Genomic DNA, 25,161 nt, shown 5'->3' on the forward strand with positions numbered 1-25,161 from the left:
GTTCAGTTCGTTCAATGAGGGCAGCAAAACTGAAGGATCACTAGACACAAAGCCCTTCTTCTAGTTAACTGAGCTTGAACCACCACCAAGAAGGATCACCTGTGTTTGAAGCTGGTGTGACTGGAACCACTACCAAACCGACGCTGACCAACCTCGACCGGTGCGACCGGTGCGGCGCGCAGGCGTATGTGCGGGTCGTGCTTCCCGGTGGCGGCGAACTGCTGTTCTGCCGACACCACGCCAAGTCCCACGACTCCAAGCTGCGGGCCGTGGCTGCTGAATACCATGACGAAACCGACAAACTGACCATTTCCCCCTGAATCGTCGTCTCCCACTGTGCGTCAGCGGCCGGACCTGCCAGATCGGCTTTCACCGATCCGGCAGGAACCCCGATATGGCGCCCCTCGCCAGCAGGTAAAAAGGACCACCTTCCGCCGAGCTTGAGCGTGTTCCCCATTGCGGAGCCGTACCGTGGGTCGCGTGCCGACGGCGAACAGAGCGCTACCCGCGGGGCCACCGGTCCAGCCGCCGAAGGCGTTGGCCACCTCACGCGGACCGGTGTCCATGCGTGTTGTCACTCTCGCCCGTCAGACCGTCGCGGGGGCGTGGCGCGACCGCGTTCTCGGCCTCGCGGCCGAGGCGGGCTTCTGGCAGTTGCTGTCCCTTCCCCCCCTGCTGTTGGCGGTCCTCGGCACGATCGGGTACATCGGGGACGCACTCGGTGCCGATGCCGTCGACAGTGTTCGCCAGAGCCTGCTGACCGCGGCGAACGACCTGCTGACGCCCGTGGTCGTCGACGACGTGGTTCGCCCGACCATCAACGAGATCCTCACGCACGGACGCCCGGACGTGATCTCGATCGGTTTCCTGCTGTCGCTGTGGACCGGTTCGTCGGCGATGGCGACCTACGTCAACACGATCACGATCGCCTCCGGACAGCGTGAGCTGCGCTCAGCGGTACGCAGCCGGCTGCTGGCACTGCAGCTCTACCTCGCCCAGGTGGCCAGTGGGGTGATCCTGCTGCCGGCGCTCGTCCTCGGACCGGGTCTGATCTCCCGGATACTCGACGCGGAACACCACCACGTCGTGGGCTGGCTGCTGAGGATCCTGTTCTGGCCGGTCGTCGCCGTATTCTCACTGGCGATACTCGCGTCCCTCTACCACCTGGCTCTGCCGTCCAGGCGACCGTGGCGGCGCGCGCTGCCCGGGGCGCTGCTGGCCATGGTGGTCTGGAATGTCGGCAGCTACCTGCTACGGCTCTACCTGGAGACCGTGTTCGGCCACGAGCTGATCTACGGCTCGGTGGCGGCGCCGGTCGCGGCGCTTCTCTTCTTCTATATCACCGCGCTCGCGGTCCTGCTCGGCGCCGAACTCAACGCCGCCATCGACGGGATGACCAAGGTCGTGGTGGCGCCCGGCGAATCCCCGCCGCCGTCGCCGGCAGGGCTCGGCGTCCCCACTGCACGCTCCCACTCCCGGTGGCGGTCCCGGCGCCGGAGCCACGTCCAGCAGGCACCCGACGGTCAGTAGGTACACGAACCGGCCGATGGCGCCACCGCGGGCGTGGCGGGGGCAGGGACCGCCGCAGCCACCAGAACGACGGCGGACGCGGCGGACGGCGGTGGACCGCTCAGACCGGCCACGAACGACGCGAGTTTGCCGGGATCGGTGACAAGCACCGACTGGCCGCCGATCTGGCCGGGCGACGTCGGAACGGTCGCCATCCGCACACCGCCGGTCCCCACACCGCGAAGCCGGACCGCGAGCGGCGCCAGGTCCGCCAGCGACGTGGCGTCGTCAACGCTGACGGCCGAGGTGACCGCGTCCATCAGCGAGCCGAGCCGGACCGGATTGGTCAACGTGCCGGTCGACGTCGCCGCCCGAAAGATCACGCCGATGAACTGCTGCTGGCGGCGGATCCGGTCGAGGTCCGCTTCGGGCAGACCGTAACGCTGCCGGACGAAGGCCAGCGCCTGCTCGCCGTTGAGGGAATTGTCGCCCACGTGGCCATGCCAACCCGACATCTTGTCGTCGAGGTTGCTCCTGCTCCCGTTGGGCAGCGGCTTCACACACACGGTCACCCCACCCAACGCGTCGGTCATCCGCTGGAAACCGATGAAGTCGATCTGGAGGTAGTGATCGATGCGTATCTTCGTCAGTCCCTCGATGGTGCGTATCAGCAGGGACGGGCCGCCCAGGGCGAAGGCTGCGTTGAGCTTCGACCTCCCCCCGGTGTGGTTGTGTCCCGAGGCATCGGTGTAGGCGGGGATCGTCACCCACAGGTCCCGCGGAAACGAGGCGAGCGTGGTGGAACCGTTCGCGTCCAGGTGCGCCAGGATCGTCGTGTCCGACCGCTGGCCCTCGACCTCGCCGAACTCACCGCCCGTCCCGGCCCGGCTGTCCGAACCGACCAGGAGGATGTTCTGGGTGTCCCCACCCGGGTCGGCCGGCCGCCGGTCCGCGGCGGGGAAGCGCAGCGGGACGCGGGTGACCTTACCGTCGTAGTAGCGCAGGGCCAGCCACCCGCCGGCGGAGACGAGCAGCAGCAGGAGCGAGACAAGCCCCGCCACGACGGTGACCAGCCGCCGCCCGGTGGACGTCGCATCGCGGCCGTCAGGCCGCCATCCCATGGTGGCACGTTGGCCCTGGCCGTCCGGAGGCCACGTCATGGTCATGTTCCCCCGCTCACCGCACCATCGTGCCACCTACGCCAATCCTGTGGACGTTCCGCGGCCGAGGAGAAGTTCCCCGGCGCAGCTGTCGCGCCCGCGACAGCTGCGATCATCGGTTACCGTTGAATTCCGCCCGGATGGCCGGGCCGTCCGCGTCGAGTTCGGGAGCGGGCGGCCGTGTCGAGGGATCCGCCCGGCCGGGCATCTTCACCGGATTGCCAGGCAACGGCAGGCCACCGGCTTCCACCACCATGTGCCGAAAACCGGCCTGGTCCGAGGACACCGCTTCGGCGACGTCGTTGATGAGGCCGCATGGTACGCCCGCTTCGTGCAGAATCGCGAGCCATTGCGCGGCTGGCCGGGTACGTAGCGTGCCTTCTACTTCGCATTTGAACGAGTCCCGGCCGGACAGCCGGGCGTCGTTCGTGGCGAAGCGGGGGTCTGCGCCGAGATCTGCGCGATCCAGCGCCTGACACAGCCGGACGAAGAGGCCGTCGTTCGCGGCACAGATCACAATACTCCGGTCCGCGCACGCGAACGTGTCGAACGGCGCGATCGAGTAATGTGCGTTACCTATGCGTGGCGGGGTTGTGCCGGTGGCGAGATAGGACAACGCAGCACCTTCGAGCAGCGACAGTGTGGCATCGAACATGGCGATGTCAATATAGGTCCCACGTCCGGTCGTGTTCCGTCCGTGCAACGCGGCTCCGATGGCACCGAAGGCGTACAGCCCGGCAGCGAGATCCGCGATCGGCACTCCCGGCTTGACAGGTTCGCCGTCGGGCGAACCTGTGATCGACATAATGCCGGCGGCAGCCTGCACGACAGCGTCGTAGGCGGGTCGGTTTCGCCACGGTCCGGTCTGCCCAAAGCCCGAGATGCTCACGTATACCAACCGGGGATTGCGCGCTGACATCGCGGTCCAGCCCAGACCAAGCCGGTCCATCACGCCGGGCCGGAAGTTCTCGACGAGCACATCAGCCCGATCGATGATGGAAAGTAACGTCGCGTGATCGGTCGGATCCCTCAGATCGAGCGCAACCGACTGTTTGCCGCGGTTCACCCGGGCGAAGTACAGCGACCGATCGTTCATGAACGGACCGTAGGATCGGGAGTCATCTCCGTGATCAGGCCGTTCCACCTTGATGACCCGGGCGCCGAGATCGGCCAGCATCAACGTGGAGAACGGCCCGGCCAATACCCGAGTGAGATCGACGACAAGAAGACCATCCATGGGACCCGGCGGCACAGGCACTCCTGCGACGCTACCCGTATCGGGCGCCGCGGCCTACCGTTGGAACTATGAGTGCGCACTCGGGCGGAACCCCGCCTGCCCCCGACAGATCCACCGTGCTTATCGTCGCAGATAGTCTAACCCCGGTCCCGGGCAGTACGGTCGCGGCTGGCAGCACGTCAACCGTCGCGTCATCCCCGGCCATGGCCGAAGGAGAAGCCGGCACGGAGGGGCAGGCCAGTCACGATCACCAGCCACCGGCCGCCTTCCCTCGATTCATGGCCGGCGGATGGGCCCCGTTGCCCACGATGACGCCGTCGCGTGATGACGTCGCGCCATACACGGCCAAACGACGTGCCCTGTTGGGCTCGCGTTTCCCGGCCGAAACACTGGTGATACCCAGTGGTGGGCTCCGGGTACGCGCAAACGACACAGATTACCCGTTCCGACCGGGAAGCGACTTTTTCTGGCTGACCGGCTGTCATGAGCCCGACGCAGTGGTGATTCTCCACCCGAGCTCGGCCGGCGGCCACGAAGCCGTGCTGTATGTCGCGGACCGGTCGGACCGCTCGTCCTCGGCCTTCTACACCGACCGGCGTTACGGCGAACTATGGGTCGGTCCGCGCCCAGGGGTCCGGGAGAGATCAGCGGCCTTCGAAATCGAGTGCCGGCCGCTGCACGATCTGACCGACGCGCTGGGGCGACTGTCCCCGGCGACGACTCGGGTTGTGCGGGACCTGGACACCGCAGTGGACCGCCAGATCCTGCGTTACTCCCCCGGCAGGTCAGGCAGGTCCGCGGCGGGCGCGGCCGACCCCGCCGACCGGGATCTGGAACTGGCGCAGGCCCTCTCCGAGCTGCGGCTGGTCAAGGACGACTACGAGACCGCGATGCTGGAGAACGCGGTCGCGGCGACCGTGCTCGGCTTTTCCGAATGTGTACGTGAGTTGGACCACGCTATGACCCTGCCCAACGGCGAACGGTGGCTGGAAGGCACGTTCTGGCGCCGGGCGAGGGTCGACGGCAACGATGTCGGGTACGGATCGATCGTGGCCTGCGGCCACCACGCAACCGTCCTGCACTGGGTCCGTGACGACGGGCCGGTGCAGCGTGGGGACCTCGCGCTGCTGGACATGGGCGTGGAGTCCCGCTCGCTTTACACCGCCGACATCACACGCACCCTTCCCGTGGACGGACATTTCAGCAACGTGCAGCGCCAGGTGTACGACGTGGTCCATGCGGCCCAGCAGGCGGGAATCGCCGCGGTGCGACCGGACGCAAAGTTCGGCGACCCGCACCGGGCGGCAATGCGGGTGATAGCGCAGGCGCTACACGACTGGGGGCTGCTTCCGGTGAGCGTTGACGAGTCGCTGGCAGAAGACCCACAAGCCCCGAACGCCGGCATGCATCGCAGGTATACCCTGCACTCAACGTCACATATGTTGGGACTCGACGTCCACGACTGCGCGCAGGCCCGTGACGAGACCTACCGCGACGGCCCACTCGTGGCCGGGATGGTGCTGACCGTCGAGCCGGGCCTGTACTTCCAGCCCGATGACATTACGGTGCCCCCCGAGCTGCGCGGGATCGGCATCCGGATTGAGGACGACATTTTCGTCACGAACGACGGCCGCCGCAACCTGTCCGAGGCTCTTCCTCGCGCCGCTGCGGCCGTAGAAACGTGGATGGTCGGGCATCGGACCTGAGCCACACATGACCTGGGCGACAGGATGTCGACTTCTCAGCCTGTCGCCCAGGAAACAGCGGTTGCCACATACCCCCATATGGGACGCAAGTGGTACCAACCAGAGGTCCGACCTCCGTAGCCGGCACCACCGCGGCAGAACCCCACCGCTCCATGGGCCGCTGCTCGGTCGCACCGCGTCCCTTGTGGCCTGTGGTCACGCGAAATAGAGCTATGATCGCGCGGCCTTTGGCCAGCTGGACGAATGCGACCGAGAGCCACTCAGTGAGCCTTGTCGTACGCCTCGACGATGTTGGATGCGATACGACCGCGGTCACTGACCGTGTAACCGTTGGAGCGCGCCCACTCGCGAATGTCGGCAGTACGGTCTGTACCCCCGGTACGGCGAGAAGCGCCACGCGGGCCACGCCGGGCGGCAGTTGCCCGACCACCGGACCGACGCGCCGCTCCAACGAACGGAGCCAACGACTCACGCAGCTTGGTGGCGTTCTTCTCGGACAGATCGATCTCGTACGAAGCGCCGTCCAGTCCGAACCGAACAGTCTCATCAGCCTCGTGTCCATCGAGATCGTCAATCAACGACACGATGGTCTTCTGCGCCATGCCACTCTCCTTCAGGTCAGCGAACCGAGGAACTCTCGGGACTAGTATTACCACGTCATCAGGAAGAACTGTAACGGCTGGTTCGGACACGCGCGACTGGCATCGCCCACGGACATGCTCTGCACGGCGTCATGGCCGCCACACAAGAGTCCTCGGGTTGACGTGAGTCACGTCAACCCAAAGGGGTGGAGGCCACCGTCGGGATAAATTTTGATCATGTGTTGTCACCGAATCGCGACTTCCGATCCGAAACGCCGGTGGTCGGCACAGACAAGGATGTCACGGTCCGGAAGGCAGAGTGAGCACCACGCAACGCCATCAAGGATCCGCGCCGGCGAATGTCTTACACCACGAACGGGCCGCGGCCGGGGTCATCCGATTCACGGTCTGGTAGAGCGTGGAGAGCGGGGCGCACGATGGATGAGCGGACATGGATCGTCGATGCCGCAAATGTGATAGGAGCACGCCCGGACGGATGGTGGCGCGACCGCGCGGGTGCCGCGTTACGCCTGCACCAAAGGCTGTCTGAACTCTGGCTGCCCGAGCGCCGGCGCTCCGAGCTCTACCCACGCGCGTCCGAGCTCGACCCGGATACGAGCCACCAGGGGGCGCATCACCGGGCTCCACCCGCCCAGCTGGTCGTGGTACTCGAAGGCGTGGCCCGAGCCGGGGTTCCCGCGGGGCCGGATCCCACCAGCGCCCGGCTTGTGGTTGTCCACGCGGTCGGCTCGGGCGACGATGCCGTGGTCGACCAGATCCACCGACAGGTCGGTCCGGTTCTCGTCGTCACCGCCGACCGCGAGCTTCGCCGTAGGGTCGCTGCCACGGGCGCGGCCAGCGTCGGGCCAGGGTGGCTGTGGGCCCTGCTGGACGACGCCCGTTCCCGATAAGATTCAGGGGGACCGCGGCCTCCGGGCCGGGCGGATCAGACTCGGGCGCCCCGCGCCCAGGCCGGAGCCGAACTGCGGGCCGGGCCGGCGATGGCGGGCGCCAGCCGGGCGGTAAACCGACCATCGCCGGCCACGACCTCGAGGGGAATACCAAAGCAGGCCGAGAGCCCCGGCCCGGTCAGGACCGCCTCGACGTCCCCGGCCGCCACCACCTTGCCGGCACGCAGCAGCAGTGCGTGCGTGATGCCCGGCGGAATCTCCTCGACGTGATGGCTGACTATGACCGTCACCGGCGAACCAGGATCGGCGACCAACCGGGTGAGGCGCCGCAGCAGGGCCTCACGGGCGCCCAGATCGAGCCCAGCCGCCGGTTCATCCAGCAGGAGTAGCTCGGGGTCCGTCATCAGCGCACGCGCGATCTGGACGCGTTTGCGCTCCCCTTCGGACAAAGTGCCGTATCGCCGCTCGGTGAGATTCCTGCACCCGACCTGGACGAGTAGCTCTCGCGCCCGGCCCAGGTCGTCGTCGCCGTACTTTTCTCCGGCGCGTCCGACCACGTTCCAGGCCGCGGTCATGACCACGTCAACAACACGTTCGCCCGCGGGCAGGACGTCAGCCACGGCGGAGCTCGTCAGACCCACGCGGCTGCGGACGTCGAAGACATCACGCTCGCCTAGCCGGCTGCCGAGTAGGTCCACCGTTCCCCGAGTAGGGAAAACCCGGCTCGCCGCCACCTGAAGCAGGGTTGTCTTCCCGGCGCCGTTCGGCCCGAGAATAACCCAGCGCTCACCGTCCGCGACAGTCCAGTGGATGTCGGAAAGCAGCGACGCACCATCCCGTACAACGGTTACCGCGTCCAGGCGCAACACCACATCCGCCACGGACCTCACGTTACGCGACCTGTCACGGCGCAGGGCCGACCGGGCCGCCGTGCCCACTCCGATGGTGACCCACTTCTCGGTGAATCCGCGGGCCGGTAGCGTCGGCAACCGCTCACGGCACCAGCGGCGCGGCAATCTCCGCCCACACGACCTTGCCTGCGCCGGCCGAACGGGTCCCCCATCTGGAGGCGATCAGGGACACCAGCTCAAGACCACGACCGCCCTCGTCCTCGACGTCGGCGTGCCGCCGTCGAGGCATCCTCGGATCACCGTCCGCGACCTCCACGATCACTCTCGATCCGGTCCGGCGCAGTCGCGCGGACAACGGGGAGCGGCCGTGCACCAGGGCGTTGGTGATGAGCTCCGACATCAGCAGCACCACCGAATCGATGATGTCGGCCTCGACCGACCAGTCCGTCAGCAGTTCGCGGGCACGCCCACGGGCCTCGCCGAGCCCGGCCGGCCCCGCGGGCACGGCGATCTCGGCGAAGCGGGTCGCCCCGCTGGCATCGGTGTCGGGCAGTCCGACCAGCAGCAGCGCCACATCATCGTCGTGGCCCTCGTCCCGCCCCAGCGCTGCCAGCGTATGGTCCGCCCGCCTGCTCAGCGATCCGTTCTGGCGGGCGAGCACCGCGGCCAGATCGGACACCCCGGCGTCGATGTCGCGCTCACGGCTCTCCACCAGTCCGTCGGTGAACAGCACCAGCAACGCGCCCCGCTGCAGCCGGACGGTGTACTCCTTGACGTCACCGCGACCAAGGCCCAGCGGAGTGCCGACCTCCATGTAGAGCCGCGACACCAGCCCGTCCGGGGCCACCACCAGCGGTGGCGGATGGCCTGCGTTGGCAAGTGTCAGCAGGCCGGTGTGTGGCTCGACGACCCCGTAGATGCAGGTCGCGATCTGGCCCTCGTCGATCTCGCAGACCACGCTGTCCAGGAGCGTCAGCACCTCGTACGGCGACAGCTCCAGGCGTGCGCAGGTACGCACCGCGGTACGCAGCTGGCCCATGATCGCCGCCGCCCGGACCCCGCGGCCCATGACATCGCCGATGACCAGCCCCACCCGACCCGCACCGAGGTCGATGACGTCGAACCAGTCACCACCCACCTCCGTGTCGGCGACGCCCGGCACGTAGCGGGCTGCGATCTCCAGTCCTTCGGGCTCGACCACGCCCAGCGGCAGGAGACTGCGTTGCAGCGTCAGCGCGGTGTCCCGGCTCCGGCGGTAGAGCTCGGCGTGTTCGACCGCAACCGCGGCGCGCGCGGCGAGTTCCTCCAGGAACGCGACATCCGCCCCGGTGAACGGCGCGCGGTCCCCGGCGGCCATGAGGCTGACCACACCGGCCACCTGACCGCGCAGGATAAATGGCACGGCGGCAAGGGTGTGCGCCCCCACGTGTCGCATCCAGCGGGCCATCTCCGTGGATGACAACCACGCTGCACCGTCCAGCGGTTCAATGTGACTGCGCCCGGTGAGTGCGGCGAGGTTGACCGGGCTGCCCTGCGGCCACGGGCCGATACGCGCCCGGGGCATCGGCAGCTGGGTGAGGCCGGGGCGAACCGAGGCGACGGCCCGTCGCAGGACCGGCGCATCGGGCGCATCGGGCGCCGTGGCGGTTCCGCCGGATTCGACCAGATAGACCGCGCAGGAGTCGGCGAGTTCGCCGACGACGACTTCGGTGAGCGCCCGCAGTGCCCGTTCAGGCTCCAGCGCGCTCGCGACCGCACCGGTCGCGCGGGCCAGGAGCTCCAGGCGGCGGCCGGCCTCACGCGCGACGCCCTCGGCGGTCCGCGCCATCTCCTCCGCCCGGCAGCTCGACGCCGCCTCGGCGAGAACACGCTCGAACAGCGTGGCGCGCTCCAGCGCCTGGGCGCACTGGTCGGCGAGTGCGGTCAGGTAGGTGCGATCCTGCGGGGAGAATTCGTGCGGCGCGTGGAAACCGAAGAGCAGCGCGCCGAACGGGGCGTCGACGGTGGCCAGTGGAAGTACCGCCCATGCCTGCTCATCGGCGTCGGTCATGCTCGCGACCAGCTCCGGCACGGGCCAGCGTCCGGCCAGTTCCGCCCGGCCGGACAGGAACAGCGCCCGACCGCCCCGAATGGCCTCCGGCACCGGGTGAACCGCACCCAGGTTGATGTCGGACCAACTGCTGACGAACCGTTGCGGATATCCGAGCAGGGACCGGAAACGCAGGCGGTCGCTGTTCTGGTCGACCAGCGCCACCCCCCGCCCGGATGCGCCCAGTGCCTGGCGCCCGGCGTCGAGCACGACGGCAGCCACCTCGTCGACGGTAACCGCGCGCGAGAGCGCAGCGGTGACGAGCCGGAGGCGCTCGGTCCATTCGGCCGCGCTCTGCGCGCGCGCTGCCAGCTCGCTGTGGACCGCCTCGGCCGCGCGTGCCTGCGTGACGTCACGCCCCGTACCGATCCATTCGACCGGGCGATCATCTCCGGTGAGGGGCAGGAGTCGCAGGACGAGGACGCGATCCGTGCCGTCCGCGCCGACGAGGCGGAACTCCGCGTCGAAGGCGCTGCGCCCCTCGACCGCCTGCCGCCAGGCCCGCGCGACCCGATCACGGTCCTGTGCATGCACCGCGTCGAGCCAGCCGAAGCCGGTGATCTCCGAACGTCGCTGGCCCGTGATCGCGCGCCAGCGCGGCAGGTCGACGTCCAGGCCGCCCTGAGCATCCGTGTGGAAGGCGTCCGCGTCCGCGGCCTCGGCCAGCGCCCGGCACCGGGCCTCACCTCGGGCCAGCTCACTGCGGGCATCACGCAGCGTAGTGACATCCGTGGCGACCAGGACCACGCCGAGCAGCCCGCCTCGGGCGTCGGTCGCCGGATACCAGCTGACCGTCCAGGTCTGGCGCGGTTGCCGGCCGCCGGTCGCGACGCTGACCTCCAGATCAACCACGGGCTCACCGGTGGCGACCACACGCTGCAGCAGTTGGTGCATCTCGTGGCCGAAGTCACCCAGGAGCTCAGCCATGGTGCGACCGATGTGGTCCGCGGCGGGACGGCCGTTCAGCCTGGCCAGGACGTCGTTGACCTGAAGATGGCGCCCCGCGGTGTCATAGAGGGCAAGACCGATCGGCGCCTGGGCGACAAGCGCCGTCAGTAGATCGACGGTCGCACCCGCGCCGGTAGCCACCGCATCGAGTCCGCGGATCCCCGCAGCATCGTTGTCCGTTGTGTCACTGCCGTCACTGCCGTCACTGCCGTCACTGCCGTCGTCGGTGCCGTTGCCATGGCCGTTGCCGCCGGTCAACTCGACCGACGGAGGTCCGGGCGGCTCCTGCGGCAACGGCGTCGTCATGGGAAAAGATTGTGGACGGTGGGGCAACGTTGTGCTCAATGCCCTACCCCCGACATTTCCGGCCATCCTCCGGTTGCCACTCGTTCACGGTCTCACGCCGCGCCGGGAGCCGATCCCAGGCCCGAAGCGTCCCCACCGTCACGTTAGGAGCCGGTCACGTGCGATACATGATCACTAATGGGTCCGCGAATCTGGTCCGGCCCGTGCGTGGGCACGGGTGCCCACAGTTTGCGCGGCCCGGCGTCCGCGCGGGGCAGGCCGCGGCCCACGACGACCTCTGCCGAGAGCACGGTGAGCGACGACTTCGAGACGATCACCGGATTCAGCGTGAGCGAGGCCACCTCCGGCAGGTCATCCGCGAGCCGCGCGACCCGCATGAGCAGGAGCTCGAGAGCTGCCACGTCGACCGTCTCCGCGCCTCGGTAACCGAACAGCAGCGGGGCGGCCCGCACCGACCGCACCAACCGCGCCGCGTCGGAGTCGGTAAGCGGTAGGACGTGGTGGGCACGGTCACCGAGCAGATCCGTGGCCGGTCCCGCCAATCCGAAGGACACCAACGGCCCGTACCGCGGATGCTCCAGGGAACCGATCACCACCGCAACACCCGCCGGGGCCATCCGTTGCACCACGAAGGACCCGCTGGTGGCGAGCTGCCCGGCATCGAGTTGGGTGAGCATCGCCGACCAGGCCGCCCGCAACGCCGCCGGACCGAACAGGTCGAGCCGCTGCCCACCGAGCTCGGGGCGGTGCCGATACGGACGGGCGCGCGCTTTGAGGGCCACCGGCCATCCGAGCCGCTCCGCGGCCAGCACCGCCTCATCGCTGGAGGTGACGGTGATGAACGGCTGGACGTCGATGCCGTAGCAGTCGAGCAGATCGGCCGCCCGGGCCTCCTCGATCGGACCGGAACAGCCGGCGAGCAGCGTCCGGGCCTCCTTGGCCCGCCGGGTGAGCTCGGGCACCGAACCGGCCGGTTCCGCGCGCCACTCGGCGTATGACACGGCCCGCACCAACGCCGCCACGGCGCCCTCTGGTGACGGATAGCCCGGCACACCCGCGAGGTCCGGTGGTACCTCGGTGCCCAGAACCGTCGCGAGGACGGGCACGTCGACGAGCCTGGCGGCCGCCGCGACTGCCCTCGCGACCGGCCCGGGTTGCGCCGGCGGCAGGCGGACCACCGTCACGATCAGAGCGTCCGCGCGACCCGCGGCGTCGATGAGAACCTCGGTGAACGCCTCGGGCGGGGTGCCGCCCGGTAGGAGGATCCGCTCCACCGCGAGGCCGGAGGCCTCCGCCGCCTGGCAGGTCAGCCAGACCAACGCCCGGGAGTCACCGACCACGGCGACCCGACGGCCGGCCGGCAGTGGCTGGGAGGTTAGCAGCAGCGCGACGTCGAAACCCTGGGAGATCCGGTCAACCCTGATCACGCCGGTCTGGTGTAGTAACGCGTCATCCAGGGTCGAACGGCCGCTGGTCACCACGACCACCGGCGTGCGCCGGCCGACCCGGCGGGCCAGCCGGGCGAACTTGCGTGGGTTCCCGAAGGTTTCGACGTGCATGAAGACCACGTCGGTGGCCGGATCCTCCTCCCAGAACTGGAGAAGATCATTGCCGCTGACGTCGACCCGGTCGCCGGCCGAGACGAAACTCGACAGACCGACCCCACGGGCGGCGGCCGCCTCCAGCAGCGTCGCGCCGAGCGGTCCGGACTGTGAGTAGCAGCCGACCCGCCCGGGCGCGGGCATCCGGCCCGCCAACGACGCGTTCAGCCCGGTGGCGAGATTCTGGATACCCAGGCTCGCCGGGCCTACCACGCGCATACCGAACGCACGGGCCGCGGCCGTGACCTCGATCTCCGCCTGGTAATCGCCGAGATCGGTGAGCATCACCAGGCCGCGAACGCCCTTGCGACCGCACTGGTCGATGACCTCGGGCACGATGCGCGGTGGCACGCATACCACGGCCAGGTCCACCGGACCGTCGATGTCGGTCACCGAGGCAACCGCCCGCACGGACGCGACCGCGCCCGGAACGTCGGCCGCTGCGGGGTTGACGGGGTAGACCGGGCCGGCGAACCCACCGGCCAGCAGGTGCCGGAAGACCATCTGGCCGACCGCGTTGCGATCCCGGGAAGCCCCGATCACCGCCACCGAGCGGGGGTGCATCAGCCGGACGATCGACGCGGCCTCCGCGTGGTGTTCGCGGGCACGCATGACGTCCACCGAGGTCTGCGTCGGCGCGATCTCGAACGACATCCGGACCGCACCGCTGTCCCACGTTCGCGACACGGTGTAACCGGCATCCAGGAAAACTCCGATCATCTGGCGGTTCTCGCCGAGCACGTCGGCGTCGAAACGGCGGATCCCGCGTTCGGCAGCCGCGGCCGCCAGATGTTCCAGCAGGACCGATCCCAGGCCGCGTCCCTGGTGCGCGTCCTCCACGAGAAAGGCGACCTCCGCCGCCGGCGCCGGACGCACCAGCTCCGATGGTGGCCCGTCCGGGTCCACGTGGTCACGCTCAGCATCGGACGCCACCACCTGCGTGCCCTCCCAGTGGGCGATGGCCACGATCTCGTCCCCGATGAGCGTGACCAACGCGCCGCGCACCCGCTGGTCGAGCACAGTCATCCGCTGGATGTCGGTGTCGGTGAGCGGCCCGCGCGCGCTGAAGTAGCGGAAGTAGATGGTGCGCGTCGACAGCCGACCCCAAAAGGCGCGCAACCGGTCACCGTCACCGGGCACGACCGGACGCAGCCGGGCGGTACCCCCGTCAGCGAGGATGACGTCCGCCTCCCACCTCGCCGGGTAGTTCGCCGCCGCATCAGCCTGCGTCGACTCGTAATGTCTCGAATGCGCCGTGTCACTCATCGGTCAACGAGGGGGTCGAGACCGTGCAACGGAAGGATCTCTCGTCGGGTGGCCGCCACCGCCCGGTCCAAGGGGTCATCCGGATCGCCCTCCCCGGCGTCCCAGGGATGAAAGGCGATGTCGACGCCGTCACCGAAGCGTTCGGGCACGGAACCGCCGGTGAGTGCCGCACCGGTCGCCGCACGAACCCGGGCGTCAGCGGTGTGGCGCCAGTCGTCGGGCACCGGTCGCGAACAGTCGAGCGGCACATGACCGGCGATGGCCAACAGGTGCGTCCATGCACGCGGCACCACCGACGCGAGCGCATAGCCGCCGCCACCACAGGCAACCCATCGTCCCCCGCACACTTCATGTGCCAGATCGTGCAGGGTCTGGTAGGACGCACGCTGTCCTTCGACCGACAGTGTCAGATCCCCGAGCGGATCGAGGAAATGAGTGTCACATCCGTGCTGGGTGACCAGGATCTCAGGGGCGAACGCACGCAGCAGCACCGGTACCACGCCGCTGAACGCCCGCAGCCAGCCGGCGTCACCGGTGCGGGGCGGCAACGCCACGTTGACCGACATGCCGCAGGCCTCCCCCGCCCCGGATTCGTCCGGGAAACCGGTTCCGGGGAACAGGGTCCGGCCGGACTGGTGCAGCGAGATCGTCAGCACCCGCGGATCATCGTAGAACGCGGCCTGGACACCATCGCCGTGGTGGACGTCCACATCGACATAGGCCACCCGGGCGGCGCCGTTATGCAGCAACCAGGCGATTGCCACCGCCGGGTCGTTGTAGATGCAGAAGCCGCTGGCAGCGACCCGCATCGCGTGGTGCAGCCCGCCGGCGGGAGCCACCGCATGGCCGTGCCGTCCCGTCCACACGCCCGCGGCCGCGGCCAGGGTCGCCCCGGTGATGCGGGCGGCAGCGGTGTGCATGGACTCGAAGACGGGATTGTCGGGCGTTCCCAGGCCGAACATGGCCGCCAGGCCGCGCGCGGCGTATTGCGGCGCCCGGCGCACCGCCTGGATGTAGGCGGGGTCGTGGACAAGCTCGATCAGCTCATCCGTTGCCAGCCGGCCCGGCTGGACCGCCACATTGGGGCCGGCCAGCACCCCGGTACGCGCGGCCAGGTCCATGGTCAGCTCGAGGCGGACGGAGTTCAGCGGGTGGGTGCGCCCGAAGCCGTAGGCGGCCAGGTCGGAGTCCCACACGACCAACGTCGGCCCGGACCCATCGCCGTCAGCGGAACCGTCCGGCCGCGAAGAACCGCCCATGATTCGACCTTAGGCCAAAGGCTGCGCGAGCATGTCCCTTGCGCGCAGCCGGCGGCCCCACCCGGCCAGCCCGGCCAAAGGCTGCGCGAGCATGTCCTTTGCGCGCAGCCGGCGGCCTCACCCGGCCAGCCCGGCCATCTCGACGCCTCGAATTCGTTAGGGTCTGACTCCGTGGCTGTTGGACACGGTGATGAACCCGAGGTTGCGCCGGATGCCGGACCCTGGACGGATACCTCGGGACGGCGGCTGTGGGCGCCATCCCCGCAACGGGTCCGTGCCGCCGGGGTCACCGCCTATCTGCACTGGCTGGCTACTGAACGCGGCCGAACGCTGGCGGACGCCGCCGCCCTGTGGCAGTGGTCGGTGGACGACCTTGATGGGTTCTGGGACTCGATCTGGGACTTCTGTGCGGTCGAGGGCGACCGCGGGGACGGCCCGGCCCTTGCCGACGCTCGGATGCCGGGCGCCCGGTGGTTCCCGACAGCCAGGGTGAACTATGCCGAGAACGCCCTGACCCGCCATGGCTCCGCGCCCGCGGTGATCGCTGTCCGCGAGGACGCGACCACCGCCGTAGTCTCCTGGGACGAGCTCCGCCGCGAGGTCGCGGCGGCGGCGGGCGGGCTGCGACGCCTGGGTGTCAGCCCTGGCGACCGAGTGTGCGCTGTGCTGCCGAACTGCGTCCATGCGGTGGTGGCGATGCTTGCCACCGCCGCCATCGGTGCGGTCTGGTCGTCCTGTTCCCCGGACTTCGGGTCCACCGCCCTTGCCGACCGCTTCGCTCAGATCACCCCGACGGTGCTCATCGGAGTGGACGGCTACACCTACGGCGGCAACTCCTTCGACACGCTCGGTGTGCTCGGCGCGGCAGCTGAACGCCTACCTGATCTACGCGCGACGGTCGTCATTCCCTATCTGGCCGCGGACGCCGTCGAGCGGGCCCACCAGGCCGCTCTGCCGGCTGTCATCTCCTGGGAGGATCTCCTGGCGGGGTCTGAGGATGAACTTCCCGTCTTCCATCGGGTCCCCTTCGACGCGCCGCTGTGGATCCTGTACTCCTCGGGTTCGACCGGCCGGCCCAAACCAATCGTGCAGGGCCATGGCGGAATCCTCCTGGAGCACCTCAAGTCGTTGGTACTCCATCTCGATCTGGGCCCCGACGACCGCTTTCTGTGGGTGACGAACACCGGCTGGATGATGTGGAACATGCTCGTGTCCGGCCTGCTGGCCGGAGCGACCGTGGTTCTGTTCGACGGCAGCCCGAAATTTCCCGACCTGGGCGCCCTGTGGCGGCTCGCCGAAGCTGTCCGCGTCACCTGCTTGGGAACGAGCCCAGGTTTTCTGACCGCGTGTGAACGCTCGGGCATCGTCCCCCGGGAAATCGCCGACCTCGCCGCGATACGCACCATCGGCTCCACCGGTGCGCCGCTGTCCCCGGACGGTTACGCCTGGGTCTACGACGCGGTCGGCTCCGACCTCATGCTCGCATCGATCAGCGGTGGCACGGACATGTGCACGGCGGTCGCGATGGGCCTGCCCACCGTGGCGGTGCACGCAGGGGAGATCGCCATGCGCGGGCTCGGTTGCGCGGTGAGCATCTTCGACGATGACGGCAAGGAGCTCCTCAACGAGATCGGCGAACTGGTGATCACTGCTCCCATGCCCTCGATGCCGCTTTTCCTATGGGGCGACGAGGACGGCTCCCTACTCCGTACGTCCTACTTCTCGACCTACAACGGGGTGTGGCGCCACGGCGACTGGGCCCGGATCACCCCCGACGGATCGGTGATCATATATGGCCGCTCGGACGCGACGCTGAACCGTGGTGGTGTCCGGATCGGTACCGCCGAGCTCTACCAGGTGGTGGAAAACATCCCCGGCGTCGCGGACAGCCTTGTGATTGACACCTCGACCACCGAGCGACCCGGCGAACTCGTGCTGTACGTCGCGTTGGACGACGGCACCACGCTCGACGGCGCCTTCATGAACACCCTGTTGACCACAATCCGGCATGATCTCAGCCCGCGTCATGTGCCCGACCGGGTCGAGCAGGTCGCCGCGATCCCGCGCACCCACAGCGGCAAGAAGCTGGAGGTACCGGTCCGGCGGCTGCTGCTGGGCGCGCCCCTGGAGCAGGCCGTCAGCCTCGGCGCGGTCGCCAACCCCGAGGCGTTGCTGCCGTTCATCTCACCCGCGGCCCAATAGGAGCGCCCGGCAAAGCGAGATCCCCTGCCCGGTGACCGGACAGGGGATCTCCACCACGACAACGCACTACCTCACCGGACGTGCCACTTCCCCGGCTGGGTCAGTCGAGAAACTCGCGCAGTCTGCCCGCGACCGCCGGCTTGCGCAGTTCACGAAGGGTGTCGCGCTCGATCTGGCGAATCCGCTCGCGGGTAAGCCCGAGACGGTTGCCGACCTCGGCAAGCGTGTGCTGCTTGCCGTCGGCAAGACCGAACCGCAGCCGCATGACCTCACGTTCACGTGGTGTGAGCCCGCTCAACACACCCTCGATCTCGTCCTGCATGGCGCCGTAGGAGGCGGCGTCCGCAGGCGAGGTGGCGTCCGCGTCCTCGATGAAGTCACCGAGAACGGAGTCGCCGTCGTCGCCGACCGCGGTCTCCAGGCTGACCGTGTCCTGGGCGTACCGGCGGAGTTCGACGACCTGTTCGATCGGCATGTCGAGCTCCAGCGCAAGCTCCTCGTCGGTCGGCTCCCGGCCGAGCGTGGAGACAAGCTGGCGCTGCAGTCGCGTAATCTTGTTGATCTGCTCGACGACATGGACCGGGATTCGGATGGTCCTGGCCTGGTCCGCCAGCGCCCGACCGATCGCCTGCCTGATCCACCAGGTGGCGTAGGTCGAGAACTTGTAGCCCTTGGCGTAGTCGAACTTCTCGACCGCGCGGATCAGACCGAGGTTGCCCTCCTGGACCAGGTCGAGCAGGGTCATGCCGCGACCGCTGTACTTCTTGGCGACCGAGACCACAAGACGCAGGTTCGCCGAGACCAGCTGCTGTTTCGCCGCATGCCCGTCCCGGACCAGGGTCTGGAGGTCACGCCGCAGAGCCGGCTCCAGGTCGGAGTCGGTCTCCAGCTTGTACTCGGCAAACAGGCCAGCCTCGACCCGCTTGGACAGTTCGACCTCCTGCGCGGCGTTGAGCAGGGGTACCTTGCCGATCTCGCGCAGGTACATACGCACGAGGTCGGCGGTTCCGGCATGCTCCGAGGTTGCGCGGGCAGCCGGCGCTCCAGTTGTTGGCTCCTCCTCGTCGAGAACCTCGACGCCGAGAGTGGTCAACCGGGCAATCAGGACGGGAAGTAGTTCAAGACCGAGGTCAGCGGTCTCGAGTGCTTCGCGAAGTTCGGCGTGACTCAGTTCGCCGGATTCGCGTCCACGCGCGACAAGCTCGGCGACCTGAGTAACGTCGAGTTCGTCGGTATCATCGGGCACGGCGGCCAGGCCACGGCCGGGCGTCGTGCGTGCAGGAGTGGCCGCCCGGCGGGTACGTCGCGTGCTCGTGGCACGCGTACGCGGCTCGTCGGGGCGCTCGTGAAGTTCCAGGGCAGGCAGCGTCATCAGTAGCAGATCCGAAGGTCGGTGCGGGTGGCGGGTCTTGGTGCTTGCACGTATGGGCAACGCCTTGCGACGTCTCTCCCATTCCGCGTTCAGACACAACCGGACGTAAGCGATCGCCGGGTCTACGAAGCAGTGTAGACCCTCGCCCTCGGGACGCTGCACCCGCTGTCGCGAAGACTACCCTGCAGATCGGCCGGTGTGTCGTGAATAACTAACTATCTCTTGAGCTCTCCACATCCACGAGTCGATATCGAGCTCAGACACAACAGACAACCCATACAGAAACAACCCCCGCCGGATCTCAAAATGATCGCGACACCGCAACCCTCAAACGATGTCCCTACCCGGCAGTCCCCGGCCAGGACATCAGGTGATGATCTCGACTGGACAACGGAGGACACCACAGCGGGCCATTCGACCGTCGGTGGTCACCAGGACGCAGCCGTACGTCTCGGCCGCTGCGGCGTAGGCCGCGTCATACGTGGTCAGGTTGGAACGAAGTTCCCATATGCGGGGTAGCAGCACACGGGTGTGAGGGACCACCGGCTCAAGCCCGGCGAGTGCCTCGACTGCGTCCGCCGCATGGCGCGGACTGATCTTTCCAGCGAGCAGGTTGCCACGGATCACCGACAACACCTCGACCATCCAGTGCTCGGGCGCGATCCACCGGTCGTCCGCACGAAGCACCGAACGGCAGCGCTCGCCGATGCCGCCGTCGTCGAGCAGGCAGAACGCGAACACGGAAGCATCAACAACGATCATGTCTCGTCTTCCGGGACGCCCAGGGAGAAGTCACGGGTGGCCCGCTCCGCTCGCAACGTGTCCACGACATCCCCGAGCGCCAGGCGCGTGCCATGGGAGCCACGTGAGAACCTTTCCAGGACGGCCAGGTTGTCACGCCGCCGCACCTCGTCCCGCACGATGTCGAGGAGGTAGGTCTGCAGTGACTGACCGCGTGCCAGGGCAATCGCGGCCAGACGGTCGCGGATCTCTTCCGGAACATCACGAATCTGCAGAGCCACCATACATGCAAGTATGCATGCAATCGGAGAGCGCAGCCTCCTAACTGCAGCCGCTGGTGGAGCCGCACTGCTCGCAGACGTAACAGCTACCCGCCGGGCGCATGGTCACCCCGCAGGTGAAGCACAGCGGCGCGTCGACCACGTTCTGCGCCGACAGCGACTCCCCCGATGGGATCTCCGCCGATGGGATCTCCGCGGCCTCGACGATGCCGGACCCGCCATGCTGTCCGGTGAGCTGCTGTGTCCGTTCCTGGGCGCTCAACACGCCGAGCTCCACCCGGGTCTCCTCGGGTAGGTAGTCCAGCGCCAGGCGGCGGAAGAGGTAGTCCATCACAGACTGGGCTATTCGGACATCAGGGTCATCGGTCATGCCAGCCGGCTCGAAACGCATGTTGATGAATTTGCGGACGTAGGTCTCCAGCGGGACTCCGTACTGGAGCGCGATCGAAATCGCGATGGAAAACGCGTCCATCACGCCGGACAGGGTCGAGCCCTGCTTCGACATCTTGATGAAGACCTCACCAAGACCGTCATCGGGGTAGGACCCGGCAGTCATGTAGCCTTCTGCGCCGCCGACCGAGAAGGACACGGTCTGCGACGGCCGGATCTTCGGCAGGCGACGGCGGACGGGCCGGTACTCTTCCTGCGCTGTGCCGGCTGTGCCCGCGGCCGCGGAGTCGAGGCCCGCGGCGGCGCCCGCGGACCTCCGCGCGCCACGCAGGTCGGACAGCGGCTGGCCGACCTTGCAGTTGTCGCGGTAGATGGCCAGCGCCTTCAGCCCAAGCCGCCAACCCTCCAGATAGATCCCCTTGACATCCTCGACGGTCGCAGCCGCCGGCATGTTGACGGTCTTCGAAATGGCTCCGGACAGGAATGGCTGGACTGCCGCCATCATCCGGATGTGTCCCATCGGGCTGATCGCCCGTTCGCCGATCGCGCAGTCGAAGACCTCGTAATGCTCATGACGCAGGCCCGGCGCGTCGATGACATGGCCGTGCTCGGCTACGTACTCGACGATCGCCTCAACCGTCTCGTCGGTGTAGCCAAGCGCCCGCAGTGCGGCGGGAACCGTCTGGTTGACGATCCGCATGCTGGATCCGCCCACCATCTTCTTCATCTTCACCAGTGCGAGGTCGGGTTCGATGCCGGTGGTGTCGCAGTCCATCGCCAACCCGATCGTGCCGGTCGGGGCGAGCAGACTGACCTGCGCATTGCGCCACCCGTGCTTCTCGCCCACGGCGTGCCCGCGGGCCCATTCGCTGGCGGCCAGGGCGAGTATCCGGGCATCGTCCGCTCCGACCGTGCGGACCGTGTCGGCCGCGGCCGCGTGCTTACGGATCACCCGGCGATGGGCGTGGGCGTTGGCCGCGAAACCGTCGTAGGCCCCGACCGTGCCGGCGAGCTGCGCGGAGCGTCGGTAGGCCACGGCCGTCATCAGCGCGGTGATCGCGGCCGCCATCGCCCGGCCTCCCTCGGAGTCGTACGCGCGTCCCGTCGCCATGAGAAGCGCGCCGAGGTTGGCGTAGCCGATCCCGAGCTGGCGGAACGTCCGGGTCACCCGGGTGATCTCCGGGGTCGGGAAGTCAGCGAAACAGATCGAGATGTCCATCGCGGTGATGACCAGCTCGATGGCGGCGATGAACGCCTCACCATCGAAGGTCAAATCGTCGCGCAGGAACCGCATCAGGTTCAGCGAGGCCAGGTTGCAACTGGAGTTGTCCAGGTGCACGTACTCACTGCACGGGTTGCTGGCACTGATCCGGCCGGAGTCCGGGCAGGTGTGCCAGTCATTGATCGTGTCGTCGTACTGGATCCCCGGATCCGCGCAGTCCCACGCGGCGTGCGCGATCGTATGGAACAGCGACCGCGCCGGGACGGTCTCGATGATCCGTCCGTCGATCCGGGCCCGCAGGTGGAAGTCGGTGTCGTCGACGACCGCCCGCATGAACTCGTCCGTCACCCGGACCGAGTTGTTGGCGTTCTGGTACTGCACCGAGACGATGTCGCGGCCGCCGAGATCCATGTCGAAGCCGGCATCCCGCAATGCCCGGATCTTGCTTTCCTCACGTGCCTTGCTCTCGACGAAGTCGACGATGTCTGGATGGTCGACGTCGAGCACAACCATCTTCGCGGCCCGTCGGGTCGCACCACCCGACTTGATCGTCCCAGCCGAGGCGTCGGCTCCGCGCATGAAACTCACCGGTCCGGACGCGGTGCCGCCCGAGGACAACAGTTCCTTGGACGAGCGGATGCGCGACAGGTTCAGCCCGGCACCCGACCCGCCCTTGAAAATCAGACCCTCTTCCCGGTACCAGTTGAGAATCGACTCCATCGTGTCGTCGACCGCGAGGATGAAACAGGCTGAGACCTGTTGCGGCGCCGCGGTGCCCACGTTGAACCACACGGGACTGTTGAAGCTGAAGACCTGGTGCAGCAGCATCCACGCCAGTTCATGCTCGAAGACCTCGGCGTCGGCCTCCGAGGCGAAGTACCCGTTCTCCAACCCGGCCGCCGCGTAGGTGCGCACGACCCGGTCGATGAGCTGGCGCAGGGACCATTCGCGGGTGGCGCTGCCCAACGCACCACGGAAGTACTTGCTCGTGACGATGTTCGTGGCGTTCACCGACCAGAAGTCGGGGAACTCCACCCCGCGCTGCTCGAAGTTGACCGAACCGTCCCGCCAGTTGGTCATGACGACGTCCCGCAGCTCCCAGGTGACCTCGTCGTAGGGATGCACGCCGGGCGACGTGTGGACACGTCCGACCGTCAGGCCGCTGGTCTTACCAGCGGGCCGGCTCGACTTCGTGCCACGGGTCTCGGTCATGGCGCTCCTCGTCTGGCGGGTACGGCGTCTGGCGGGTACGGCGTCTGGCGGGTACGGCGTCTGGCGGGTACGGCAGGGACGACAACTCGCCGACCCGTGAACTATCTGGCCTGCGCCCGAAGGCCCGCGATCGCGGTCTCGAAGTCCGCCAGGGACTCGAAGGCCAGATACACCGAGGCGAACCTCAGGTAGGCGACCTCGTCAAGAACTTGCAGTGGGCCGAGAATCGCCCGGCCGATCTCGTCCGAGGGAATCTCGGCCGCTCCCGACGCACGCAACCTGTCCTCGACCAGCTGAGCGAGCTGGGCCAGCGCATCGGCCTCGACCGGTCGGCCCTGACATGCCCGGCGCACACCCGCGACCACCTTCGCGCGGCTGAACGGCTCGGTCACACCGCTGCGCTTAATCACCCTCAGCGATGCCTCCTCGATCGTCGTGAACCGACGGCCGCAGGACGAACATGATCGCCTACGGCGGATCGCGGCACCTTCCTCAGCCTCGCGGCTGTCGACAACCCTGCTGTCCGGGTGTCGACAGAACGGGCATCGCACGGACGATCTCCCAAGATCTTGATGACTTACAACTCCACAACTACCACATGTTGTGGTTAACCATAGGGCTCACCACCATGAACTGGCAAACCGTCGGCGCGTCCGACGGTCACGGCAGGCGAAGCGCCTGCCCGGGAACAAGATCGATGGTGGCAAGCTGATTCATACCGGCCAGCCGCGCCACGATCACCCGAGTGTCACCCTCAGGAGCCAGCGCACGCGCTATGCCCCATAAGGTCTCTCCGGACCGGACCACGTGAACACGACTGGAACCCGCACCGCCGCGCGGTGCGGCCAACGATGTGACCCGCGCGAGGGACAAGATCAGACAGAAGGCAATCGCGACGAGCGCAACCAGGACCATCCGGCCTCGCCGGGTCAATCTCAGTGGAGGCAGCGCCGGCCGCTCCACCACGCACCCCTTCAACACGGCCCTTCACCCCTTGAGATCACGAACTACGAACAGCCGTTCGATCGAACGTCTGATCGAGTTTGTACCTCATGACTCCGACAGAATCGCCACGACACGCTCGAACAGACGTTTGAAAAATCCGGTCGCTGCGGTTACGGTCGTACCGATGAGATGTCGGTCGTGGCCACCGGCTCCGGTTCCTGGCGAAAACACCAGGTCTACCGGGAGCGGAGTCTGTCACGACCGCAAAACGAAGGAGAACGGCAGGTATGACCACCGACCCCAACCGCACCCGACGTGGCCGGCCACCGCGCGGTACCGTGCGCGACCTGCCGGATGGGCCGGCGGACGCGTCGGGCCTGACCCCCCGCCAACGCAAGGTGTTGGAGGTGATCCGCAATGCCGTCGAGCGCCGCGGATATCCGCCCAGTGTCCGCGAGATCGGCGAAGCGGTCGGGCTCACCAGCACGAGCAGCGTCGCGCATCAGCTCAAGATGCTGGAGGAGAAGGGCTTCCTGCGCCGTGACCCCCACCGTCCGCGGGCCATGGAAGTGCTCTCAGCGGACGCGCCGGTACGGCCGACGGCACGCGACAGCCTTCACCTCGGGCCGCCACTGGCCCTGACGGCCGGCACCGGGGAGTCCACCGCCGCGCCGGAAGCCCGCCGTGAAGCGGCCTACGTGCCCGTCCTCGGTCGTATCGCGGCGGGTGGGCCGATCCTTGCCGAGCAAGCGGTGGAGGACATCTTCCCGCTTCCCCGTGAGATCGTCGGCGAGGGCACGCTGTTCATGCTGAGAGTTGTCGGAGACTCCATGGTCAATGCCGCGATCTGCGACGGGGACTGGGTGGTCGTCCGCCAGCAGCCGGTCGCGGACAACGGCGAGATAGTCGCCGCGATGATCGACGGCGAGGCAACGGTCAAGACGTTGCGTCACCGTGACGGCCACGCATGGCTCCAGCCGCAGAACCCGGCCTATGCCGAAATTCCGGGCGACGAAGCGTCGATCCTCGGTCGGATCGTCGCGGTACTACGCCGGGTCTGAACATGGATGGTTGTGCCGACCGGGACAGGGCCGACCGCAAGCAGGCCGGGCGAGTGGTGGCGGTCGTCGGTCCGACCGCGGCCGGCAAGAGCGAGCTCGCGATCGATCTCGCCGCCACCCTCGGCGGTGAGATCGTCAATGCCGACTCCATGCAGCTCTACCGCGGCATGGACATCGGCACAGCCAAAGTGCCGCCACGGGACCGCAAGGGCATCCCGCACCATCTGCTTGACGTCTGGGACGTCACCCACACCGCCGACGTGGCGTCGTACCAGGCAAGGGCACGAACAGTCATCGACAATCTTCTGCTT

At 68.0% G+C, this 25,161-nt stretch carries 20 protein-coding genes; 7 read left to right on the plus strand and 13 right to left on the minus strand.

The genetic code is table 11. The annotated features are described in order from the left end of the window. Window positions 1-116: 116 nt before the first annotated feature. On the plus strand, window positions 117-320 hold the full coding sequence (locus U9979_RS19715) for a hypothetical protein (protein ID WP_131768226.1): 204 nt from the start codon (window positions 117-119) through the stop codon (window positions 318-320). Between the two features lie 151 nt (window positions 321-471). Next, on the plus strand, window positions 472-1,530 hold the full coding sequence (locus U9979_RS19720) for a YihY/virulence factor BrkB family protein (protein ID WP_322780558.1): 1,059 nt from the start codon (window positions 472-474) through the stop codon (window positions 1,528-1,530). On the opposite strand, the gene U9979_RS19725 is transcribed toward U9979_RS19720, so the two are convergent. Both U9979_RS19725 and U9979_RS19730 read right to left on the minus strand, forming a co-directional pair. Beyond that, window positions 1,524-2,669, minus strand: coding sequence for an LCP family protein (locus U9979_RS19725; protein WP_322780559.1), 1,146 nt, complete (start codon window positions 2,667-2,669; stop codon window positions 1,524-1,526). The two genes, U9979_RS19720 and U9979_RS19725, sit on opposite strands and share 7 nt — an antisense overlap. A 112-nt stretch (window positions 2,670-2,781) precedes the next feature. Then, on the minus strand, window positions 2,782-3,906 hold the full coding sequence (locus U9979_RS19730) for a CaiB/BaiF CoA transferase family protein (protein ID WP_416220263.1): 1,125 nt from the start codon (window positions 3,904-3,906) through the stop codon (window positions 2,782-2,784). A 278-nt stretch (window positions 3,907-4,184) separates the two neighbouring features. Here U9979_RS19730 and U9979_RS19735 point away from each other — a divergent pair, with 278 nt between their 5' ends. Then, window positions 4,185-5,612, plus strand: a complete 1,428-nt coding sequence (locus tag U9979_RS19735; protein ID WP_322750012.1) for an aminopeptidase P family protein — start codon at window positions 4,185-4,187, stop codon at window positions 5,610-5,612. 260 nt (window positions 5,613-5,872) lie between these two features. Here U9979_RS19735 and U9979_RS19740 read toward each other — a convergent pair whose 3' ends face one another. Further along, window positions 5,873-6,214, minus strand: coding sequence for an Lsr2 family protein (locus tag U9979_RS19740; protein WP_322750006.1), 342 nt, complete (start codon window positions 6,212-6,214; stop codon window positions 5,873-5,875). Window positions 6,215-6,630: 416 nt separating this feature from the next. Between U9979_RS19740 and U9979_RS19745 the strand changes: the two genes are divergently transcribed. Further along, complete coding sequence (locus U9979_RS19745; protein ID WP_322780561.1) at window positions 6,631-7,104, plus strand: hypothetical protein; 474 nt, start codon at window positions 6,631-6,633, stop codon at window positions 7,102-7,104. Between the two features lie 35 nt (window positions 7,105-7,139). Here U9979_RS19745 and U9979_RS19750 read toward each other — a convergent pair whose 3' ends face one another. The 4 genes from U9979_RS19750 to U9979_RS19765 all read right to left on the minus strand — a co-directional run bounded on the left by U9979_RS19750 (window position 7,140) and on the right by U9979_RS19765 (window position 15,424). After that, complete coding sequence (locus tag U9979_RS19750) at window positions 7,140-7,985, minus strand: ABC transporter ATP-binding protein (RefSeq protein ID WP_322780568.1); 846 nt, start codon at window positions 7,983-7,985, stop codon at window positions 7,140-7,142. Window positions 7,986-8,097: 112 nt separating this feature from the next. Beyond that, a complete protein-coding gene (locus tag U9979_RS19755) occupies window positions 8,098-11,298 on the minus strand; it encodes a SpoIIE family protein phosphatase (protein ID WP_322780562.1) in 3,201 nt (1,066 codons plus the stop codon). Between the two features lie 143 nt (window positions 11,299-11,441). Beyond that, window positions 11,442-14,165, minus strand: coding sequence for a GNAT family N-acetyltransferase (locus U9979_RS19760; RefSeq protein ID WP_322780563.1), 2,724 nt, complete (start codon window positions 14,163-14,165; stop codon window positions 11,442-11,444). After that, the gene (locus U9979_RS19765) at window positions 14,162-15,424 is read right to left on the minus strand and encodes an acetoin utilization protein AcuC (protein WP_322750002.1); all 1,263 of its coding nucleotides are present in this window, start codon (window positions 15,422-15,424) and stop codon (window positions 14,162-14,164) included. Before U9979_RS19765 ends, U9979_RS19760 begins: the two co-directional genes overlap by 4 nt. A gap of 171 nt (window positions 15,425-15,595) precedes the next feature. Between U9979_RS19765 and U9979_RS19770 the strand changes: the two genes are divergently transcribed. Next, window positions 15,596-17,626 (plus strand): acetoacetate--CoA ligase, encoded by a 2,031-nt coding sequence (locus U9979_RS19770; protein ID WP_322780564.1) that lies wholly within the window; start codon window positions 15,596-15,598, stop codon window positions 17,624-17,626. A 100-nt stretch (window positions 17,627-17,726) separates the two neighbouring features. Here U9979_RS19770 and U9979_RS19775 read toward each other — a convergent pair whose 3' ends face one another. From U9979_RS19775 to U9979_RS19800, 6 genes are all read right to left on the minus strand, one after another. Next, a complete protein-coding gene (locus U9979_RS19775; protein ID WP_322747879.1) occupies window positions 17,727-18,998 on the minus strand; it encodes an RNA polymerase sigma factor in 1,272 nt (423 codons plus the stop codon). Window positions 18,999-19,364: 366 nt separating this feature from the next. Beyond that, window positions 19,365-19,760 (minus strand): type II toxin-antitoxin system VapC family toxin, encoded by a 396-nt coding sequence (locus U9979_RS19780; protein WP_322747878.1) that lies wholly within the window; start codon window positions 19,758-19,760, stop codon window positions 19,365-19,367. Then, a complete protein-coding gene (locus tag U9979_RS19785; RefSeq protein WP_416210132.1) occupies window positions 19,757-20,023 on the minus strand; it encodes a hypothetical protein in 267 nt (88 codons plus the stop codon). The genes U9979_RS19780 and U9979_RS19785 overlap by 4 nt, the downstream gene beginning before the upstream one ends. A gap of 37 nt (window positions 20,024-20,060) precedes the next feature. Beyond that, a complete protein-coding gene (locus tag U9979_RS19790; protein WP_322780565.1) occupies window positions 20,061-22,844 on the minus strand; it encodes a vitamin B12-dependent ribonucleotide reductase in 2,784 nt (927 codons plus the stop codon). Window positions 22,845-22,945: 101 nt separating this feature from the next. Then, window positions 22,946-23,395 (minus strand): transcriptional regulator NrdR, encoded by a 450-nt coding sequence (nrdR, locus tag U9979_RS19795; RefSeq protein ID WP_322747876.1) that lies wholly within the window; start codon window positions 23,393-23,395, stop codon window positions 22,946-22,948. 109 nt (window positions 23,396-23,504) lie between these two features. Further along, window positions 23,505-23,759 carry a LysM peptidoglycan-binding domain-containing protein gene (locus U9979_RS19800; protein WP_322747875.1) on the minus strand — a complete coding sequence of 85 codons (255 nt, stop codon included), beginning with the start codon at window positions 23,757-23,759 and terminating at the stop codon, window positions 23,505-23,507. A 317-nt stretch (window positions 23,760-24,076) separates the two neighbouring features. On the opposite strand from U9979_RS19800, the gene lexA reads away from it, so the two are divergent. Both lexA and U9979_RS19810 read left to right on the plus strand, forming a co-directional pair. Then, complete coding sequence (lexA, locus tag U9979_RS19805) at window positions 24,077-24,850, plus strand: transcriptional repressor LexA (RefSeq protein ID WP_322747874.1); 774 nt, start codon at window positions 24,077-24,079, stop codon at window positions 24,848-24,850. Between the two features lie 2 nt (window positions 24,851-24,852). Then, window positions 24,853-25,161: isopentenyl transferase family protein (locus U9979_RS19810; protein WP_322780566.1), on the plus strand; the 309-nt coding region annotated here is incomplete at its 3' end.

Origin of the sequence: Protofrankia sp. Cas4, from assembly GCF_963555915.1 — a bacterium.
GTDB lineage: Bacteria > Actinomycetota > Actinomycetes > Frankiales > Frankiaceae > Protofrankia.